The 17,382-nt window shown below is 70.5% G+C and carries 11 protein-coding genes; 6 read left to right on the plus strand and 5 right to left on the minus strand.

Annotation, left to right across the window (positions count from 1 at the left end):
• Window positions 1–28: 28 nt before the first annotated feature.
• Entirely contained in the window at window positions 29–1,549 is a 1,521-nt protein-coding gene (locus OC372_RS00890) for a DEAD/DEAH box helicase (RefSeq protein ID WP_262000656.1), read from the minus strand.
• A 196-nt stretch (window positions 1,550–1,745) separates the two neighbouring features.
• Here OC372_RS00890 and OC372_RS00895 point away from each other — a divergent pair, with 196 nt between their 5' ends.
• Window positions 1,746–2,459 carry a ferritin-like fold-containing protein gene (locus tag OC372_RS00895; RefSeq protein ID WP_105709607.1) on the plus strand — a complete coding sequence of 238 codons (714 nt, stop codon included), beginning with the start codon at window positions 1,746–1,748 and terminating at the stop codon, window positions 2,457–2,459.
• A gap of 27 nt (window positions 2,460–2,486) precedes the next feature.
• On the opposite strand, the gene OC372_RS00900 is transcribed toward OC372_RS00895, so the two are convergent.
• Both OC372_RS00900 and OC372_RS00905 read right to left on the minus strand, forming a co-directional pair.
• Window positions 2,487–2,774 carry a hypothetical protein gene (locus OC372_RS00900; RefSeq protein ID WP_105709608.1) on the minus strand — a complete coding sequence of 96 codons (288 nt, stop codon included), beginning with the start codon at window positions 2,772–2,774 and terminating at the stop codon, window positions 2,487–2,489.
• A gap of 7 nt (window positions 2,775–2,781) precedes the next feature.
• A complete protein-coding gene (locus OC372_RS00905; RefSeq protein ID WP_029262039.1) occupies window positions 2,782–3,006 on the minus strand; it encodes a DUF3107 domain-containing protein in 225 nt (74 codons plus the stop codon).
• Window positions 3,007–3,146: 140 nt separating this feature from the next.
• Here OC372_RS00905 and OC372_RS00910 point away from each other — a divergent pair, with 140 nt between their 5' ends.
• Window positions 3,147–6,368, plus strand: a complete 3,222-nt coding sequence (locus tag OC372_RS00910) for an ATP-dependent helicase (protein WP_262000657.1) — start codon at window positions 3,147–3,149, stop codon at window positions 6,366–6,368.
• Complete coding sequence (locus tag OC372_RS00915; protein ID WP_262001217.1) at window positions 6,365–9,859, plus strand: ATP-dependent DNA helicase; 3,495 nt, start codon at window positions 6,365–6,367, stop codon at window positions 9,857–9,859. The genes OC372_RS00910 and OC372_RS00915 overlap by 4 nt, the downstream gene beginning before the upstream one ends.
• On the opposite strand, the gene OC372_RS00920 is transcribed toward OC372_RS00915, so the two are convergent.
• On the minus strand, window positions 9,805–11,169 hold the full coding sequence (locus OC372_RS00920; protein WP_258133914.1) for a hypothetical protein: 1,365 nt from the start codon (window positions 11,167–11,169) through the stop codon (window positions 9,805–9,807). The genes OC372_RS00915 and OC372_RS00920 overlap by 55 nt on opposite strands.
• A gap of 64 nt (window positions 11,170–11,233) precedes the next feature.
• On the opposite strand from OC372_RS00920, the gene nudC reads away from it, so the two are divergent.
• Both nudC and OC372_RS00930 read left to right on the plus strand, forming a co-directional pair.
• On the plus strand, window positions 11,234–12,115 hold the full coding sequence (nudC, locus tag OC372_RS00925; protein WP_262000658.1) for an NAD(+) diphosphatase: 882 nt from the start codon (window positions 11,234–11,236) through the stop codon (window positions 12,113–12,115).
• Window positions 12,112–13,833: an ATP-dependent helicase gene (locus OC372_RS00930; protein ID WP_029262034.1), complete on the plus strand. Its 1,722-nt coding sequence runs from the start codon at window positions 12,112–12,114 to the stop codon at window positions 13,831–13,833. Before nudC ends, OC372_RS00930 begins: the two co-directional genes overlap by 4 nt.
• An 861-nt stretch (window positions 13,834–14,694) precedes the next feature.
• Here the strand turns inward: OC372_RS00930 and OC372_RS00935 are convergent.
• A complete protein-coding gene (locus tag OC372_RS00935) occupies window positions 14,695–16,119 on the minus strand; it encodes a zinc-dependent metalloprotease (RefSeq protein ID WP_105709614.1) in 1,425 nt (474 codons plus the stop codon).
• 117 nt (window positions 16,120–16,236) lie between these two features.
• Between OC372_RS00935 and OC372_RS00940 the strand changes: the two genes are divergently transcribed.
• Window positions 16,237–17,328 carry a PDZ domain-containing protein gene (locus OC372_RS00940; RefSeq protein ID WP_262000659.1) on the plus strand — a complete coding sequence of 364 codons (1,092 nt, stop codon included), beginning with the start codon at window positions 16,237–16,239 and terminating at the stop codon, window positions 17,326–17,328.
• Window positions 17,329–17,382: the final 54 nt, after the last annotated feature.

The raw sequence follows: 17,382 nt of genomic DNA on the forward strand, positions 1-17,382 counted from the left end.
CGCGCCCTTCGTGAGGTGCTGAGGTCTGTCAGGCTCCGGCGACCGGAGCCGCTCCTGCGCCGGAACCGCCGCGACGACGCCGGCGACGACGTGCCGGGGCCGGCTTGCCGTCGTGGTGTTCCTTGCCCGCACCATCGTGCGTGCCGGCGCCCTCGGCGCCACGGTCGGCTGCCGGCGCGGACTGGCCCTCTCCCGACGTGGGCTCGGCGGCGCCTTCGGCGAACGTCGAACCGACCGGGGTGGTGCTGTTGCGGCGGCGGCGACGGCGGCGCGTGCCACCCTCGTCGGTGCCTTCAGCCGCGGCATCCGCAGCCCGCTCGGGACGGCGCGTGCGCTCTGTCTTGACCGACTCGGTCTTCGGAGCCGAAACGAGACGGCCCTTGGTGCCCTGTGGGATGTCGAGGTCCTCGAACAGGTGCGGACTCGACGAGTAGGTCTCGATCGGTTCCGGCTGGCCGAACTCGAGGGCGCGGTTGATGAGGGCCCACTTGTGCAGGTCCTCCCAGTCGACGAACGTGACCGCGATACCGGTCTTGCCCGCGCGGCCGGTGCGGCCCGCGCGGTGGAGGTACGTCTTGTCCTCGTCCGGGATGGTGTGGTTGATCACGTGGGTCACGTCATCGACGTCGATACCGCGGGCGGCGACGTCGGTCGCGACGAGCACGTCGCGCTTGCCGGCCTTGAACGCGGCCATCGAGCGCTCGCGCTGATCCTGGCCCATGTCGCCGTGCACGCCGCCGACGTTGAAGCCGCGGTCGCCCAGTTCGTCGACGAGGCGCTGTGCCGCACGCTTGGTGCGCGTGAAGATCACGGTCTTGCCGCGACCCTCGGCCTGCAGGATGCGGGCGATGATCTCGTCCTTGTCCATCGAATGCGCGCGGTAGACGAGGTGCTTGATGTTCGCCTGCGTCAGGCCCTCGTCGGGGTCGTTCGCGCGGATGTGGATCGGGTTCGACATGAAGCGGCGGGCGAGTGCCACGATCGGGCCGGGCATGGTTGCCGAGAACAGCTGCGTGTGGCGGACCGCCGGGACCTTCTGGAAGATCTTCTCGATGTCGGCGAGGAAGCCGAGGTCGAGCATCTTGTCGGCCTCGTCGAGCACGACCTCGGTCGCGTTCGAGAGGTCGAGCAGACGCTGGCCCGCGAGGTCGATGAGGCGACCGGGGGTGCCGACCACGATCTGCGCGCCGGCCTTGAGCTGGTCGATCTGTCCCTCGTACGCCTTGCCGCCGTAGATGGCGACGACGCTGGTGGAACGGTTGCTGGTGAGCAGGTCGATGTCTTCGTAGACCTGCACCGCGAGCTCGCGGGTCGGCACCACGATGAGCGCCTTGACGCCGTGCTCCGGGTCCTTGCCGAGGCGCTGGACCACAGGGATGCCGAACCCGAAGGTCTTTCCCGTTCCGGTCTTCGCCTGGCCGATGATGTCCTGGCCGGGAAGGCCGAGGGGGATGGTCTGCTCCTGGATCGGGAACGCGTCGACGATGCCCTTGGCGGCGAGCGCGTCGACGATGTCCTGATCGATGCCGAGATCGGCGAAAGTTGTCACTTTATTCAGATTGCCTGTCCGGCGAGCCTGGGGGATCGCCACGTAAACGGAGCCACGCCGTCTCTTGTGCCACAGGCGCGGGGCCCCGCTCCGACGGCGGGGACACGCCCAGCCTACCCGAGGGGTCGTCGGGACCCGGAAGGAGGTCGTGGCGCGGGTATTGTGAACGACGTGGCGAACTCGGGAGGAAGACCTCGTGGTTAAGTGGTTCTGGCAGCGCGAAGACGCGCCGCGGCGTACCCTCGCCCTGCGAAGTCGAGGGGAACAGAGCGATGCCACGCGCGTCGACTTCGCCGAACTCGCCCCCGAACTGGATCGTTTCCTCGGCCAGGCGGCCTACCTGCAGTTGGGGTACTTCGAGACGCTCACCCGGCTCATCCGAGCGACGCCGGAGCTGTCCGAGAAGGAGTCGCTATCGCGCGCGGCCGGGGCAGCGCTGACGAAGCACCGCGGCATCGTCGAGGTCATCGCGGAACGCGGCGGGGATCCCACACAGGTGATGCTGCCGTTCCGCGAGCACCTCGATGCGTTCCGACGCAAGACGATCGGTGCGCGTCCGCGTGAGACCCTGCTGGCGGTCTACATCACCGCGGGGATGCTCGACGACTTCTACCTCGCGCTCGCCTCGAGCTACGGCGACACCGGCCGCCGGGTCGCGCAGATCCTGCGAGAGGACGACGCCGGCCACGAGATCGTCGCGATCATCCAGGAGACGATCGAGAGCGACGAGGAGTGGCGTTCGCTGCTGTCGATGTGGGCGCGCAGACTGGTCGGAGACACGATCCTCGTCTGCCGCTCTGCCCTGCGACCCGAGTTGCTCGACGTCGACGACGCGCGCATCGAGCCGGTGTACACCGAGCTGATGGGAGCGCACGCGCGCCGCATGGATGCGATGGGACTCGCGTCGTAGAGACCTTCGCGGGCCGGGGTGTCCGGGTCAGATGCCCAGTGCGGTCCTGGCCGTCGCGTCGGAGCGCTTGCGCAGTGCCGTGATGGCCAGGGTACCGACGGCGGCGATCGCGACGGCGCCGAGAACGCTCGCGACCCACAGCCAGATGCTGTCCTCGCCGACGCCCAGCCACTGCAGGCCCGTGTAGAGGATCGCCGATGCCGCCGTCGCGATGGCGGGGGCGAGGACGACCCCGCGCAGCTCGCGGTCGGCGATCAGGAAGTGCACCGCGATTCCCAGTGCGCACGCTCCGACGAGTGCGAGGAGGATGTACATCGTCGGATCAGGCGACGAAGCCGACGCGGCGCGATTCCTCGGTGCCCAGCTCGATGTAGGCGAGGTTCGCGGTCGGGACGATGTACGAGTTTCCCTTCACATCGGCGAAGCTCACGTGCGTCGCGTTCTGCTCCAGCGCCGTGGCGACCTGGGTGCGGACCTCGTCCGCGCTCACGCCGGTGTCGAAGCTCAGTTCACGGCCGGTGTTGATGATGCCGATGCGGATTTCCACGCGTGCTCCTTGAAGATCGGGGACTGGCCCAACTCTACCCCGCGCGCCTCGCGCCGGATCGGCCGACGGCGGTGGTTTCGCCCTGAGCGCACAGACGGGGACGCACGCCGATGTCCGCGCGTCCGGATAGCGTGGACGACATGACATCGGATGCCGCGCAGCGAGCTGTGATCGCCGCGGAGCCGTCGGCATCGGGCGTCATCATCGGCGCACCGGGAACGGGGAAGACCCGCACCCTCGTCGACCGCGTCGTGCATCTGCTCGATGCGCAGGGGCTGCGGCCTGAAGAGGTGCTCGCGCTCACTCCGAGCCGACAGGCGGCGACGGCGCTGCGCGACCGCATCGGCGTGCGCATCGGCCAAGCCACCCCCGGGCCGTTGGCGCGGTCCCTCGGGTCCTTCGCCTTCCAGCTCGTCCGCGGGGCGATGGTGCGCGAGGGCGCGGAACCGCCTGCGTTGCTCACCGGCGCAGACCAGGACCGCATCATCGCGGAACTGCTCGCCGGCGACATGGAAGACGGGCGCATCGCCTGGCCGGATGCCCTCAGCCCCTCCGTCCGCGCATCGAAGGGGTTCCGTTCCGAGCTGCGGGCGTTCCTGGCGGAGTGCACCGAGATCGGCGTCCACCCCGAGGAGCTCCGAGCGTCGGGCAACGATGTGTGGGCCGCGGCGGCCGAGTTCCTGGTCGAGTATCGGACGGTGCTCGATGCGCTGCGCTCGGCGCACCGCGACGCCGCGGATCTCATCAGTGAGGCGAGCACGATCCTGCAGCGGGCGGACGCGTCGACGCTCGGTCCCCTGGCGCCCCTGCGCGTGGTGCTGATCGACGACGCGCAGGAGCTCACTCGGGGTGGGATCGCGATGGTCAAGAGCCTCCGTGGCCGCGGCATCGCCGTTCTGGCCTTCGGTGACCCCGACATCTCGTCCGGTTCCTTCCGCGGGGCCAGCCCGGAGCTGTTCGCCCAGCTCGCGGGCGCGCTCGGGGATGTGCATGTGCTCGACGGTGCGCATCGTCAGCAGCCGGCGCTCACCGCGCTCACACGGACCGTGACGCAGGCGATCGGGGTCTCCGGCAGGGTGGAGCACCGGCGTGCTCCCGTGCCGGTGACATCGGAGGAGATCGACGCCCGGGTTTCGACCTTCGTCGCACCCTCGCCCTACGAGGAGCTCGATCGCATCGCCGGAGTGATGCGGGAATGGCATCTCGCTGAGGGGATCCGTTGGGAACGGATGGCCGTCATCGCCCACGACACCCGACAGGTGACGACCCTCGAGACCGAACTCGCCGCCCGAGAGATCCCCACCCGCGCCGCCGGAGTGCAGCGTCCGCTCGGCAGCGAGGGCATCGTGCGAGACATCGTCGGCATCGTGCGCCTGGCGCTGACCCCGGTCGAGGAACGCACCTCCGAGGCGCTCGAAGAGGCCATGCGCACCCCGTTCGGAGGGATGGACGCGATCGGACTGCGGCGCCTCCGTGCCCGGCTCCGGCATATCGAGCTCGAACAGGGCGGCGCGACGCCCGCGCGAGAACTGCTGCGGCAGGCCATGGCCAACCCTGCGCACCTGACCCTCATCGACGCGCCGGAGTCGCGTACGGCAGAGCGCTTCGCCGAGACGATCGAAGCCACGGCCAGAGCGGCCGCCGAGGGGGAGACGATCCACGATCTGTTGTGGCGGGTGTGGGACCAGGCCCGCGCCGTGGACGGTCGCCGGCTCCAGGTCGCCTGGCGCGAGATCTCGCAGTTGCCGACCGGCGCCGAGACGGCGCGCTCACTCGACGCCCTCGTCGCGCTCTTCGACGCGGCGAAGAGGTTCGTCGAGCGTACCCCCGATGAGCAGCCGCACACCTTCGTGCGCGACATCCTCGACAGCGAGGTCCCCGAGGATTCGCTGTCGACGCCCGACCGCCCGGGCAGAGTCACGCTCCTGACCCCCGCGACGGCCCTCGGCACGGAGTTCGACGCGGTCGTCGTCGCGGGGGTTCAGGATGGGATCTGGCCGAACGTGCGCCTGCGCGGTGGTCTGCTGCAGACATGGCGGCTTGCGGATGCGATGCACGCGGCTCGCACCGGCACCAGCACCGAACCCGTCGGTGTGCTGGATCGCCGGCGGGCGGCGCTCCACGACGAACTCCGCCTGTTCGTCCGCGCGGTCTCCCGTGCGCGAGACCGCCTGCTGATCACGGCGGTCGATGACGACGACCTCACGCCGAGTCCCTTCTTCGGGTTCCTGCCGGCCCCGGAACCACCGGAACGGCACGCGTCAGCGGAGCATCCGCTCACCCTGCGCGGACTGGTCGCGCGGCATCGACGCAGCCTCACCACCGCCCACACGGACTCGCTCAGGCGAGACGCCGCCGGGCAGCTCGCCGTGCTCGCCCGCGAGGGGGTGCCCGGCGCCGACCCCGCGGAGTGGTACGGGATGACCCCGACCTCGACCGATGCTCCGCTGCGCGACCTCGCGGTCACCGGCGCACGGGTCTCGCCATCGAAGATGGAGTCCTATGAGGAGTGCGGCCTCAACTGGGTCGTCTCGGCCCTCGGTGGCGACACGGTGATGCCTCCGACCGCCGGCATCGGCACGATCGTGCACGAGGCGATGGAGCGCGTTCCCGATGGTGACCTGGAGCGGATGCGCGCGATCGTCGAGGAGCACTGGCCGGAACTCGACTTCGAGACCGAGTGGATCGGCCGCAAGGAGCGGCGGCGCGCAGACGTGCTCGTGAGCCGCCTGCACACCTATCTCGGCGATGTGCGCCGCGAGGGCGGCCGCGCGATCGGCAGCGAGATGGAGTTCCGCTTCGCCGTCGACGTGGCCGCCGAAGCGGGAGACGATGCCGTGCCGACGGTGCACCCGGTCGGGGAGGACCGGTCGAATCAGGCCGTCATCCACGGGTACATCGACCGGGTGGAGGCCTATCCGCCGGCGGCCGGCGAGCACTCCCATGCTCGCGGACGCGGTTGGGAGCGGATGTCGAGCGGACCGGAAGGGCCCGTGGTCGTCGTCGACCTGAAGACCGGGAAGAACGACCCCGAATCCGACTCCGGCGTCGCCGAGCACGCACAGCTGGCCGCCTATCAGGTGGCGGTCCAGGAGGGGCTGGTCGAGGGTGCCCCGCCGGCGTCTCTGGCGGGTGCGCGGCTCGTGATCGTCTCCAAGACGCTCGCCAAGAGCGACTACCGGATCGCCCATCAGCACACGCTGAGCGACGAGTCGCGCTCCGCCTTCCTGCGGCGGGTATCGGATGCGGCGCGCGGTATGTCGGCATCGAGCTTCACCGCGCAGGTGGAGTCGCACTGCGCAGACACACAGCGCCGCGTGCATCCGTGCCGAATCCACACGGTGCCGGCGGTGAGCTCATGACGGCGTGGAACGGCGGCGAAGGCCTCTCCGCCACCGACATCGCCGCCGCGCTCGGCCAGCCCTCGCCCACAGCTGCTCAGCAACGCGTGATCGAGGCTCCGCCGGAGCCGGCGCTGGTCGTGGCCGGTGCCGGCAGCGGCAAGACCGAGACGATGTCGGGGCGCGTGGTGTGGCTGGTCGCGAACGGACACGTGCGCAGAGATGAGATCCTCGGCCTGACGTTCACGCGGAAGGCGGCGGGCGAGCTCGCTGAACGGATCGGACACCGGCTCGCGGTCATCGACGAATACGGACGCCGGGGACTCCTGCCGCATCTGCCCGAGATCGTGCGGACCGGTGCGCTACGTCGTGTCGATGAGGCGGTGCCGGGCCGCCAGCGCGAGCTCGTGCGCACGCATGTGCTCGACGAGCTGGCCGCGCACCACGGCACCGGCTGGAATCCGGCGACGCCCCGATCGGCGGAAGACCTCATGGTCCGGCCGCGCGTCTCGACCTACAACGCGTTCGCCGACGGCATCGTCCGGGAACATGCGGCACGGATCGGGCGGGATCCCGACGTCGCGATGCTCAGCCAGGCAGCCTCCTGGATGCTCGCGCGGGAAGTGGTGCTCCGCAGCGATCTGCCCGAACTGGAGAACATCGACTATGCGCTCGGGACGATCATCGACGCAGTGCAGCGGCTCGCGGGTGACGCCCTCGATCATCGCGTCGACCTCGCCCTGGCCGAGCGGATCGCGGGGGAGCAGGCCCTCGCGTTCGAGCCGTATCGAAGCAACGGCGATGTCGAGAAGGCGGCGGTCAACCTGCTCAGTCTGCCGACGCTCGCACGCCTGGTGCGTGACTACATCGACGAGAAGGAACGTCGTGGCGTGCTGGACTTCGCCGATCAGGTCAGTGGCGCCTACGACATCGTCGAGTCCGCTCCCGATGTCCGCGCAGAGCTCCGCGAGCAGCATCGCGTCGTGCTCCTCGACGAGTACCAGGACACTTCGGTGATCCAGACGCGCTTCCTCGCCGAGCTCTTCCGCGATTCCGCGGTGATGGCGGTCGGAGACCCGCACCAGTCGATCTACGGCTGGCGGGGTGCGAGCGCCGACAACCTCTACGCCTTCTCCGGCACGTTCTCGGGAACGGGAACAGCGACGACGTACAGCCTCATGACGAGCTGGCGGAACGACCGCGGCATCCTCGACATCGCGAACCGGGTACTCGAGCCGCTGCAGCGCCCGGGGCTGGATGTCCCGCCTCTCGAACCCCGCCCCGGGGCGGGGGAAGGCACCGTCGCCGTGCGATTCCCGTTCACGGTCGACGAGGAGGCCGCGGCCGTCGCGGACTGGTTCGCCGAACGGCGGACGGAGCACGATGCGCGCGCGGCCGGTGCGGGTCACGCGACGACACCCCACACCGGCGCGATCCTGTTCCGTTCCAAGCGGCACATGCAGACCTTCGCGGCCGCGCTCGCCGGCCGCGGCATCCCGCACCGCATCCTCGGCCTCGGTGGACTCCTCGCGACACCGGAGGTGGTCGACGTCGTCTCGACCCTTCGCGTCGTGCACGACCCCACGGCGGGGTCCGCGCTGATCCGCCTGCTCACCGGCCCCCGGTTCGGCGTCGGCGTCGCCGACATGGCGGCCCTGTACGACCTGGGGCGCACGCTGTCGGAGCGCGACACCGCGATGGCGCCCCTGCCGGAGGAGGTGCGCGCGCGGCTGCGCTCCTCCCGCGGCGCGGACGAGGCGGTGTCGATCATCGACGCGGTCGACGTGGTGCGCGCCGTGCGCGACGACTACCGGTTGCTCGAATCGATCACCCCCGACGGGCGGGCGCGGGTCAGAGCAGCGGGGGAGATGCTGGAACGGCTCCGACGCGCCTCGTCGCAGCCGATCCCGGAGCTGATCCGGCTCATCGAGCTCGAGCTCCGCCTGGACATAGAGCTCGCGGCCAACGAGACCAGGGGGCCTGCACGCATCGCGGCCACGCAGCTGCGTGCCTTCGCCGACGAGGTGCGCGCGTTCCTCGCCGCCGACGAGCGCGGGAGCATCGGCAGCCTGCTCGCCTGGCTCGACAAGGCCGAGAGCACGGATGAGCTGATGCCGCGGCCGGAGCCGCCGGAGGCCGGTGTCGTGCAGCTGCTGACCATCCACGGGTCGAAGGGCCTGGAGTGGGATGCGGTCGCGGTGGTCCGGTTGGTCGCCGACGAGCTTCCGAGCCGGGTCTCCGACACCTCCGGCTGGTTCGGGTTCGGCGTGGTGCCGTTCGCGCTGCGCGGCGACAGGGACGCGTTGCCGCGTTTCGAGTGGGACCCCGCCGAGGCCATGGGCGGCGAGGCCGACCCCGCGAAGCGGCAGAAGCTCGCGCAGGCGTCGCTCTCCGGCGGTGCGACGAAAGCGAATCCGCACGGAGGTGCGCTCAAGAGGTTCAAGGACGCCTACCGCGCGTATCAGCAGCAGGAGGAGCGGCGCCTCGCGTACGTCGCGGTCACCCGTGCGCGGACGGATCTGCTCCTCAGCGGTGCGCACTGGGCCGGTCAGAAGGCCCCGCGCACGCCGAGTCCCTTCCTCGTCGAGGCGATCGAGGTGCGCGGCCTCGAGCCGATCGAGACGGTGGACCCGGACGACAATCCGTACGACGGTCCCGGGTCCACGCTCCGCTGGCCACTCGATCCGCTGGGAGCGCGGAGGACGGTCGTCACCGCAGCCGCCACAGCCGTCGATGAGGCGATGCGCGCCGGGACGGCCGAGCCGACGATCGAGCTCGAACGGCTGCTGGCTGAGCGCGCCGCCCGCCAGCGCGGAACCGATGCCGAGGCCCCGACGCGCGTCCCCGCCTCGCGATTCAAGGACTATGTCACCGACTTCTCGGGAACGCTGTCGTCGATCGTGCGCCCCATGCCGGAACGCCCTTATCGGCAGACGCGGCTCGGCACCCTGTTCCATGCCTGGGTGGAGCAGCGGTCCGAACTCGTCGGAGTCGGCAGTCGCGTCGACGAGGCGCTCTGGGAGATAGACGAGGACGAGACCGGGTCAGACCCCGTACGCGAAGGGTCGGGTGCAGCCGCCGACGCCGCTGATCTCGCTGTCCTGCAGGCGACGTTCGAGCGCAGCGAATGGGGCGGGCTGAAGCCGATCGCCGTGGAGATCGAGATCGATTTCGCCCTCGGATCCGGACTGCCCGGCTCGCACGAGCGCGAAGAGGCGCACATCGTGATCTGCAAGCTCGACGCGGTGTACCGGCGCGCCGACCGCGGCGGCCGCATCGAGATCGTCGACTGGAAGACCGGTCGGGCGCCGCGCACACCGCAGGAGCGCGACGAACGGATGCTGCAGCTCGCGCTCTACCGCCTGGCCTATCATCGGCGATTCGAGGTGCCGCTCGAGGAGATCGACGTGGCGTTGTACTACGTGGCGGACGATCTGATCATCCGGGGCGACCGCGTCTATTCGGAGGAAGAGCTCTTCCATCGCTGGAGTGCCGCGCGCGCGGCGCGCTGAGCCTCGTCGGAATCGTCCGCGTCGTCATCCGTGTCCTCGCGCGGGGCGAGGGGGTGCGAGTCCTCGCGTGCTCCGGCGACTCCGCTGGTGCCGGCGAAAAGGCTCGCGACACCGGAGAGGTCCTCGGTCTCGATGTTCAGCATCTCCGCCCGGTGCGCGCTCTCGTCGGCGCGACGGCCGGTCGCGGTGCCCGGGAGTGCTTCGTGGGGCGCGGTCTCGGTCTGCGCCGGGTCCGACTCGTCGGGGGCGTTGGCCCACAGCTCTTCCGGGTTGTACGCGTCGGTGTGCATCGATGTATCGATCTCTGCGGCGGTGTCCTGGGGAACACGGTCGAGGGCGTCGAGGGCGGAGTCGACACCGACCCCGCGAGAGTCGACGACGTTCAGGTCGTCGTCGCGGATGCCCTCGGCGAGTGCGTCCAGCAGGGCGGCGGCATCGTCGACGATGTCCGGCCGGCGCATCGAATCGCCGTGGACCAGCCATCGGGCGAACTCCAGCTCCGCGAGCAGGCGCGCGCGCACCTCCAGGCCGCTGTCGGGTGCCCGGTCGACCGAACGGGCATATGCCGCGTGCACGTCGGCGGCGGCGTCCGGGGCTGCCGAGAGCCAGGAGAGATCGAGGGCCGGATCGCCGACGGAGAGTCCATGCCATCCGACCAGTCCGACCACTTCGGGACCGCGCTCGGGGTCGTCTTCGAACAGGAACGAGGTCGCCTGGACGCCCCCCAGGATGACGGTGGACTCGAAACGCCACAGCTCGTCGTCGGCGACGGCATCGCGCCAGCGCACCGTGAGTCGAGCCGGAACGCGGCCCGTGGCCGCGGCGGTGTCGATCAGGCGCTCCAGTTCCGCGCGGCTCTCCTCGGCGCTGCGAGTGGCGAGCCCGGAACCGCGGACGACCGAGGTCGGAAGGGCGTGCACGGCGGCGATCGACGACCCCATGGATTCGGCGGCGCCACGCCCGGCCGGCACCAGCGCGGCCTCGATCTGGAATCCGGGAAGGAGCTCGGTCACGAGGGCGCGGGCGTCGCCGAGTCGCGTCTCCCCGATATAGGCCGGGGCGCGGAAGGGGAGCATCGCCCGTGCGCCGTCGGTCAGTGCGCGCAACGCGAGTGCCTCGGCAGCGAGCTCACGCGCGGTGTCGTCATCGTCTGCGACACGGATCGCGAGCTCACGACCGTCGGCGAGTGAGGCCACCGCCGAGTCGAACCGCGCGTCGCCGTCCGCGCTCAAGCTGCGGGCGCCCGTGACCTCCGCCCCGGGCAGAGCAGCGGTCACTGCCGCGGCTAGAGTGAAAGGAGAGCGTCCCATGCCCCCAGGGTAGGTCGGCTCAGGGGCGGTCCCGCCTCCGCCACGCCCGTGAAAGAGGGAGTCGATGACCATTCCGCGCCCGTCCCTCGACCGTGCAGCCGAACTCCGCGACGAGCCGGACGTCATCGGCCGCCTCCGTGGCGACCCGGCCACCCGGGTGATCGTCGTCCGCGAGGGGCGGGTCAGAGTCGTCGATTCGACGCTCCTGCGGGTGCCCGCCGAGACCGTGGTCGAGGCGACCTGGGCTCTCCTCGGACGCGACGCTGACGGTACCGTGCTGCTCCTCGCCGCCGCCCCGCCGGAGACCGATGCGCTCGACACCGCTCCCGACGAGGTCTGGCTCGGGCTGCGCGATCTCGGCGGTCGCATCGACGGGCAGGAGACGGAGCTGCTCACCGGTGCCGTCGCGCTCGCCGGGTGGCTCCGCGACGCACCGTTCTGCCCCACCTGCGGTGGTGGCACCGAGCTGCGCAACGGCGGATGGTCGCGACGCTGCCTCGTGTGCGGGCGGGAGCACTTCCCGCGCACGGATCCGGCCGTGATCGTCGCCGTCGAGAGCCGTGACGGGGAACGCCTGCTCCTCGGCGCCAACGCGAACTGGGGCGGCCGCATGTACTCGTGCTTCGCCGGCTTCACCGAGGCGGGGGAGTCGCTGGAGTCGACCGTCCACCGCGAGATCGAGGAGGAGTCCGGCGTGCGCCTGTCGTCGCTGCGCTACATCTCGTCACAGGCGTGGCCGTTCCCGCGGTCGCTCATGGTGGGGTTCCGCGCCGTCGTCGACGAGGAGTCCACGGCGCTCGCCGACGGCGAGGAGATCATCGATGTGCGGTGGTTCACGCGTGCCGAGATCGGTTCCGCCCTCGCGGGAGACGGTCCGGTCGGGCTTCCTGGTCACGCGTCGATCGCCCGTGCACTGATCGTCGACTGGTACGAGGAACACGCGTGAGCGCACTCGATGCCCTCGACGAGCGGCAGCGGGCTGCAGCATCCGTCCTTCGCGGACCCGTCGTGGTGCTCGCCGGAGCCGGTACCGGGAAGACGCGTGTCATCACGCATCGCATCGCGCACGGCGTCGACACCGGGGCGTACTCGCCGTCGCGCGTCATGGCCGTCACCTTCACCGCCAAGGCGGCAGGCGAACTGCGGGGGCGTCTGCGGGCGCTCGGCGTCGAGGGCGTCGCGGCTCGGACCTTCCATGCGACCGCCCTCGCGCAACTCAACTTCTTCTGGCCGACGCTTGCCGGCTCGCCCGCGCCCTCGATCATCGACAACAAGGTGCGGATGCTGGGTCAGGCCGCCGATGCGATGCGGCTCCGCCCGAGCACGGCCACCCTTCGTGACATCGCGTCCGAGATCGAATGGCGCAAGGTCTCGATGCTCTCGATCGAGCAGTACGCCGCGCTCGGGCGTCCGATCAGCGGCGTCGACGCCGGTCAGCTGGTCGAGCTCATGCGCGGCTACGAAGCGCTGAAGGACGATCGCCGTCAACTCGACTTCGAGGATGTGCTGCTCGCGTGCGCGGGCATGTTGGAGGCAGAACCGCGGGTCGCGGCATCCGTCCACGAGCAGTACCGTCACTTCACGGTCGATGAGTTCCAAGACGTCTCGCCGCTGCAGAACAGGCTGCTGGAGCTGTGGCTCGGCGACCGACACGACATCTGCGTCGTCGGCGACGCCAGCCAGACCATCTACTCCTTCGCCGGGGCGGAGCAGCGGTTCCTGCTCGAGTTCGAACGACGTCATCCCGATGCCACGGTGGTGCGGCTCGAGACGAACTACCGCTCCCAGCCCCCCATCCTCACCGTCGCGAACGCGCTGATGCAGGGCCGTCCCGGCGCGCTGGAGCTCGTGCCGGCGCGAGAGCAGTTCACCGCGGATGCCCCCACCGTCACCGCCTATGACACCGAGGGCGAAGAGGCCGCAGGCATCGCCGCCGCCATCTCTGCGCAGATCGCGGCCGGAGCATCGCCTTCGGAGATCGCCGTGCTCTACCGTGCGCACGCGCAGTCCGCGATGCTGCAGCAGGCGCTCGCCGTCGAGGGCGTCGCGACCACGGTGCTGGGCGGGACCCGGTTCTTCTCGATGCCGGAGGTGCGTCAGGCGATCCTGGCGCTGCGTGCGGCGGCGGTGGCGCCCACCGAGCAGGGGTTCCTGCCCGGGGTGCAACGGGTGCTGCGCGAGCTCGGGTTGACCGACGAGCCACCGGCCGCCGGTGGGGCGCAGCGCGGCGGCTGGGAGGCGCGGCGCGCCATCCTGCGGCTCGCCGAGGAAGCCGGACCGGACGCGACCCTGCGCAGCTTCAGCGATGCGCTGATGGCGCGGGCCAAGGACCAGCACGAGCCCACGATGCGGACGGTGACCCTCTCGACCTTGCACGCGGCGAAGGGCCTGGAATGGCCGCATGTGCATCTCGCCGGCTGGGCCGAGGGCTCACTCCCGATCTCCTACGCGACGACCTTCGAGTCGGTCGACGAAGAGCGGCGTCTGGCCTACGTGGGCGTCACGCGGGCCGCGCGAACGCTCTCGCTGTCCTGGTCGAGATCGGCAGGACGGGGGGAGCGTGCTCCGTCGAGGTTCCTCGCTGAGATGGGGACCACAGGCCGCGGCACCGGCATTCTTCGTGAAATGTCACCGAACGCCACACGCGGGAACCGTCCGCGCTGACGCGCACGACGCGCCCGTCAGCGCTTCGGTCGCCGGCGAGGAGCAGGGCGGCGAGGCGACCCGCCTCGGCGACTTGCGCGGCGCGGATCGGGCCGGGGTCGCGGTCGATCATCTGAGTGTGCAGGAGTGGCCATGCCGGATCGAGGGCGGTGGCGTGCGCATCGCGGCAGGCGAGGCACGCGGATTCGCCGGGGACCACGAGCGGCCCGACGGTCACCCTGCCCGGCTCGAAGGACACCGGCAGATGCGGGGTGTCTTCGCGCAGGTGGCGCGCGAATTGCAGAGCCGCCGCGGCGCCTCGCACGAGTACGACGCCCACGCCCGGTCGTCGCCCGGGATCGACGAGGGAGACGCCCTCATCCGTGAGCGCCTCCCGAATGCGGTATTCGGTGCGCCCGTCGTCGATGCCGATGCTCTCGACCCAGGCCGTGCGGGGCGCGGTCGGCTCATCGAGCAGTGCGGGCTCCAGGCGCGCGAGCAGAGCCCTCGCCGCCTCGCGCGGGGCCCCGGCGGCGTGCGCGATCACGTCGAACGATCCGCGGCGGAAACCCGTGCGTAGGCGGCTGAGCAGGAGCTCCACCCAGGCGGCATCCGCCTCGACGCGCAGTCCGTCGTCGTCACCGAGCTGCAGCGTGTGCTCGTCCCGCCACAGCAGCGGTGCACTCGGGTCGAGGCGCGTGAGGATCGGCGGTGTGAGAGGCATCTCTCCGATTCTGGAGGGACGCCGCCGCCCGCGGGGAGTTGTCGAGGCATCCGTGGACAACTGCCGCGCGTGTCCCCGACGGGGGAGGAGAGGTGATGACACCTTCCGTCCCCGTCGAGGTCGGAACCTCGCCTGTCGGGTGCTCAGGTGTCGGATCCTCAGACGGGGCGATCGCCTTCCGCGGGGCCGCCGTCACCCTCGGTGCCGCCATCGCCCTCGGTACCGTCGTCATCGCCGTCGGACGGTGTCTCCTCTGAGAAGTCGTCGCCGTCGAGCAGGCGAGCGAGCGCCTCGTCGAACTCGTCCGCGACGGGCTGTTCGCCGCGTTCGACGGCCTGCAGTCGGGCCACGAGCGCGCTCGGGTCGTCGATGTCCTCGGCCGTGGGCATCAGGTCGGGGTAGTCCCAGAGGGAGTCGCGGGCACTGATGCCCACGGCATCGGTCACCGCCTGCCACATGGCGGATGCTTCGCGCATGCGCCGTGGTCGCAGCTTCAGCCCCACCAGAGCACCGAGCGCGTCCTCGGCGGGTCCGCCCACCGCGCGGCGGCGACGGGCGGCCTCGGCGATCCGCGCGCCATCGGGGAGGCGGGACGTCGCCTGAGCGGTCACCACGTCGACCCAGCCGTCGATCGTGGCGATGAGGTTCTCGAGTCGGGTCAGGGCCTCGCGCTGCGCTTCGCTCTGCACGGGCAGGAGCGCGCCGCCCTCGATGGCCGCGCGCAGTTCCTCGGGGTCGGAGGGGTCCAACCTGCTCGCCACGTCTTCGAGGGCGTCCACGTCGACGGTCACACCCCGAGCGAAGTCCGTGATCTGCGCCATCACGTGCAGGTGCAGCCACTTCGCGTGCCGGTAGAGCCGGGCATAGGCGAGCTCCCGGGTGGCGAGATAGAGCGCGATCTGGTCTTCCGGGATCTCGAGGCCGTCGCCGAATGCCGTGAGGTTCTGGGGGATGACGGCGGCCGTGCCCGCGGGGAGCACGGGGATCCCGACGTCGCCTCCGGACACGACCTCGAGCGACAGGTTGCCGAGCACTTGGCCGAACTGGGCGGCGAACACCGAGCCGCCGAGGCCGCGCATGAGCTTGCCCGCGCCCTGGACGACGCTGCGCATCTCCTCGGGGACCTGCGTATCGAGTGCGGAGGTGAGCGCGTCGGCGATGCTGGTCGACACCGGGTCGGCGATCTCCTTCCACACCGGCAGCGTCTTCTCGACCCATTCTCCGCGGGTCATCGCAGTGGGCGCCTCGGAGAGCTCGGAGATCGTGGTGGCCTCGCCGAGCCACAGGTTCGCGAGGGAGAAGGAATCCGCGAGCGAGGTGCGGGAGCCCTCGGTGATGCCCTGTCCGTCGCGGTTGGCGATGAACAGGGCCTGCCGCAGCGCGTTCTCCCACGGGTCGCCGCCGAACGCGCCCTGGAGCTGCGACATGATCGTCTGCATCATCGCGGGGTCGAGGGTGAAGCCGTCCATGCCTTCGAAGGCACCTCGAAGCGCTTCGGGGTCGATGTCGCCACCGCCCTGGTTCGCGAGCATCCTTCGCAGGAACTCCTGGAAGTCCTCGGGGGTGGGGTCGTTGTCTGCCATGTCGCTCGCCTCTCAGCAGGTCTGAAGCCGTGGCCTCTACGCTAGTCACAGGTTTCTGCGCGCGAACCCGATGCGGGCAGATCGGTGTACGCCGCCCGCGAACGACGGAGGAATGCAGTGGATCGAACGCGGTCTGGAAAGCTCGGACTCGGAGTCTGGGCGCTGGTCGTCGCACTCGTCGCCCTCGTCGTGCTGACATTCCTGCCGTCGCCGTACGTGATCCAGCGGCCGGGTCCGGTCTACGACACCCTCGGCACCGCGACGGACAAGGAGGGCGACGAGGTTCCCCTGATCAAGGTCGAAGGCGCCGAGACGTTCGAGACCGCGGGCACCCTCGACCTCACCACGGTGCAAGTCGTCGGCAACCGGGAGCGCACCCCGAGCTGGTTCGAGCTGGCGCTGGCCTGGATGGACTCGTCGCGCGCTGTCGTGCCGCTGGACTCGGTCTTCCCCGAGGGGGTCACGACCGAGCAGCGCGACGAGCGCAACGCCACGCTGATGGTCGACTCGCAGCACGAGGCGACGGCGGCCGCGCTCAACGAGCTCGGCTACGACACAGGCGCAGAGGTCGTGGTCGTGGATGCGGTCGCCGACTCTCCGGCCGACGGCACCCTCGAAGCCGACGACGTGATCACCGGGATCGACGGCACGGCTGTCGAGTCGGCGACGGAGCTGCGGGCCGCGATCCAGAAGGCCGGGGGAGACCCGGTGACCCTCACGGTGCTGCGCGACGGCGAGGAGCAGAGCGTCGAGGTGACCCCGGAGGAGCACACCGAGGGGGGAGTGACGACCTGGCTGATCGGCGTCACGCTCCGCACCGACTACGACTTCGAGATCGACGTGACGATCCAGCTCGACAACGTCGGCGGCCCGAGCGCCGGGATGATGTTCGCGCTCGGCATCATCGACACCCTCACCGAGGGCGAGCTCAACGGTGGGGAGAATGTGGCCGGCACCGGAACGATCGACGCCGCCGGCACGGTCGGACCGATCGGCGGTATCCGACAGAAGCTGTACGGTGCGCGTGACGCCGGAGCGGAGTACTTCCTCGCCCCGGAGGCCAACTGCGACGAGGTCGTCGGGCACGTTCCCGACGGGCTGCAGGTGATCCGCACGGCCACGCTCGACGAGTCGCTCGCGGCGCTCGAGGTCATCGCGGACGACGGCGACGTCGCCTCGCTGCCCACCTGCGAACGCGTCGCCGGCTGATCCTCGAGAGCGGCCGTGACCTCGCCGTGATCGGGATGACAGCCCGCGCACAGT

The sequence above is a fragment of the Microbacterium sp. Mcb102 genome (assembly GCF_024519805.1).
GTDB lineage: Bacteria > Actinomycetota > Actinomycetes > Actinomycetales > Microbacteriaceae > Microbacterium.

Coding starts and splice junctions, on each gene's coding strand:
- nudC (WP_262000658.1), top strand. CDS start 11,234: ATGACCATTCCGCGCCCGTCCCTCGACCGTGCAGCCGAACTCCGCGAC.
- OC372_RS00915 (WP_262001217.1), top strand. CDS start 6,365: ATGACGGCGTGGAACGGCGGCGAAGGCCTCTCCGCCACCGACATCGCC.
- OC372_RS00935 (WP_105709614.1), bottom strand. CDS start 16,119: ATGGCAGACAACGACCCCACCCCCGAGGACTTCCAGGAGTTCCTGCGA.
- OC372_RS00900 (WP_105709608.1), bottom strand. CDS start 2,774: ATGTACATCCTCCTCGCACTCGTCGGAGCGTGCGCACTGGGAATCGCG.
- OC372_RS00910 (WP_262000657.1), top strand. CDS start 3,147: ATGACATCGGATGCCGCGCAGCGAGCTGTGATCGCCGCGGAGCCGTCG.
- OC372_RS00920 (WP_258133914.1), bottom strand. CDS start 11,169: ATGGGACGCTCTCCTTTCACTCTAGCCGCGGCAGTGACCGCTGCTCTG.